The sequence below is a fragment of the Metabacillus niabensis genome (assembly GCF_902829255.1).
Classification (GTDB): Bacteria; Bacillota; Bacilli; order Bacillales; family Bacillaceae; genus Metabacillus; species Metabacillus niabensis.
Genome location: NZ_CADEPK010000112.1, coordinates 1 through 2690, shown reverse-complemented (window position 1 = coordinate 2690; position 2690 = coordinate 1). Strand labels below are relative to the sequence as shown.

3 protein-coding genes are annotated in these 2690 nt (G+C 39.5%); all 3 read right to left on the bottom strand.

Translation table 11 applies throughout. The features are described from left to right. Nucleotides 1–1358, bottom strand: a 1358-nt coding sequence (locus HU235_RS10410) for a glycoside hydrolase family 28 protein (RefSeq protein WP_217451431.1), incomplete at its 3' end; no start/stop codon positions are given. A 21-nt stretch (nucleotides 1359–1379) separates the two neighbouring features. Next, complete coding sequence (locus tag HU235_RS10405) at nucleotides 1380–2489, bottom strand: glycoside hydrolase family 88/105 protein (protein WP_174880178.1); 1110 nt, start codon at nucleotides 2487–2489, stop codon at nucleotides 1380–1382. Next, the coding region (locus HU235_RS10400; protein WP_459213469.1) for a beta-xylosidase family glycoside hydrolase at nucleotides 2486–2690 on the bottom strand (205 nt) is incomplete at its 5' end. The genes HU235_RS10405 and HU235_RS10400, both read right to left, overlap by 4 nt.

Genomic DNA, 2690 nt, shown 5'->3' with positions numbered 1-2690 from the left:
TGCTCAGACACGGTAACGTTCTTTAAGACAATCATTTTGTCTTTTGTTTTCGGCTGCTTTGATTTACACTTACTAAATTCAATATCACGGCCATTCTCCACGTAAAAGGCAGGACCTTCATGATTGCTAACAGTCACATTGTAAAATCCGATATCTGATACATTTCCACAGTAAAAGCCACGCTGCTTCATTGGCTCAAGCTCAGACATCATCGCAGGCAATCCAGGCTCAGCATCCTCTGCCATTGCTACAGAGACATGCTCAAAAGTGACATCCTCCACATACATTTCAGCTAGGCCATAGAGAAATCCTGCTGCAGCACTCACTTCTCTTGCTGTAATGTTTGAAAAATGAATTCTCCGGAAACGTGGTGTTTCCTCTGTAATTGGGTACGGATTTTTATCCCAAACATATTTTTCTTTTCCACGTGGACCGCAGAAATAATAAAGATTTGCGATAAAAGGACAAATGACACCGTTCATCACAATATTGCTAACGCGAATATCCTCGACAATTCCGCCACGTCCCCTTCTTGATTTCAGGCGGATTCCACGATCTGTTCCTTCAAATACACAGTTTGTTACTGTAACATTGCGGATATCACCGCTCATCTCACTCCCTAATACAACTCCACCATGTCCATGAATCATCGTGCAGTTCGTAATCGTAATATTCTCACATGCTACTCGTTCAACCGTATCCTCTGTTCCCGCTTTAATTGCAATACAATCATCACCAACATCAATATGACAATCAGAAATGCGAACATTTCGACATGACTCTGGGTCAATTCCATCTGTATTAGGAGAATCACTCGGATTGACAATTGTTATATTGTGAATCGTCACATCTTCACAGCAAATCGGATTCACAGTCCAACTTGGGGAATTAATCATTTTTATTCCAGAAATGGTTGCGTGTTTACAAGAATCAAAGCTTACTAGCTTCGGTCTTGGATACTCATTTTCTTTATTCCGGAACAGTTCCCACCAAAACGAGCCTTGACCATCCAACGTTCCATGTCCTGTAATGGAGATATTTTCACTATTCTCTGCATAAATACAAGATGCATACACATCTCTTTTAACTCCTTCCCAGCGTGATTGGACGACAGGATACTCATTCACATCCTCGGAAAAAATAAGAACTGCTCCTGCTTCAAGATATAAATTCACATTGCTTTTTAAAATGACAGCACCTGTTAGAAATCTCCCTGCAGGCACATAGACTGAACCTCCACCACCTTTAAAGCATGCTTCAATTGCCTGGGCAATAGCTTTTGTATTAACAGTCAAACCATCACAGACTGCACCAAATTGTTTAATATCATACACGCTTGACGTTACTGTTGAAACCATGTTCCAATCCCCTTTCGCCGATTAGTTTTCAATTTCTGCAGCAGCTAAAATAAACGCTCCTACCCCTTTTAAATCATTTGTAATGATCGGCTCGCTAATGTAGTATTCAAACGTGCCATCACGATTATCCGGACCACCAAGTCCTGCGACCTGGCATACTTGATTAAGATTGACATAGCCATCCTTTGTTACGGTTATAAATTCAGTCAATATTCCACGATAGACAGTTTTGGCTACATCCTGCCATTCTCTTGCTAAATAGCCTAAACGCACACCTTTTGCAATCGCATACAAAATCATACAGGAAGCAGACGCCTCTAAATAGTTTCCTTTGCGATCCCCTTTATTTAATACCTGATACCATACACCTGTGTCCTTATCCTGTACATCCATGAGCGCCTTGAGGATGTCATTTAAATATCCTTGTAATAATTGTTTACCTTGATGTCCATCAGGGAGGAGAGGAATTGTATCGACTAATGCCATGGCAAACCAGCCCATCGAACGTCCCCAAAAGTTTTCTGAGTGACCTGTCTCAGGATGACACCAAGGTTGAACCCTTTTTTCATCGAACGCATGATAGAGAAGACCTGTTTCTTCATCCTTTGTATTTTTCACACAAAGGATAAATTGCTTCACAATATCATCAAATTCATCTTCATCACCGAATTCCTTTACATATTCCGCATAGAATGGAGCCCCCATATATAGGCCGTCAAGCCAAATTTGGTATGGATATACCTTCTTATGCCAAAACGCCCCTTCAGCTGTCCGTGGGTGATATTGTAATTGCGTCCGTAAAAGATCAATTGCTTTTTTATATTTTTGTTCACCTGTTTCCTTATATAGTGTTAATAACACCTTCCCGTTATTGATATGATCAATATTAAATGCTTCGATATCATATTCTCGTATATTACCATCCTCACTAACAAACGCATCCATATTTTTCTTTATATAGTCAAAATACTTAGCATCACCTGTTTTTCTCCATACTAATTCCGTACCTTTAAGAACAACCCCATAATCATATGACCATTTATCTTGATAAATTCCTTTTGAAAGCAATGGTCTCCGTGCTATTACTGAATCTACCATACGCTGGGCCCAGTTTTCTGTTATAGTTTTCATTTCATATCACCTTCTAGATTATTATTTATTGGACGATAATGAAAATAATCAAAATCAGCATGCAGCTTCGTTCCTTGTAAGTCTTGGACACATATTCCTACAAAATTCCCTGTAAAGCCATTCCCTTCATCAGAAAGATGGGCAATACTGATTGGTTTCTTCAATAAATTCCAATTATCCCCTTCATAGGCATAACTAAAC

What these genes read in the sequence shown, in the direction of transcription:
- HU235_RS10405 (WP_174880178.1), bottom strand. Translation starts at nt 2,489, where the DNA reads ATGAAAACTATAACAGAAAACTGGGCCCAGCGTATGGTAGATTCAGTA.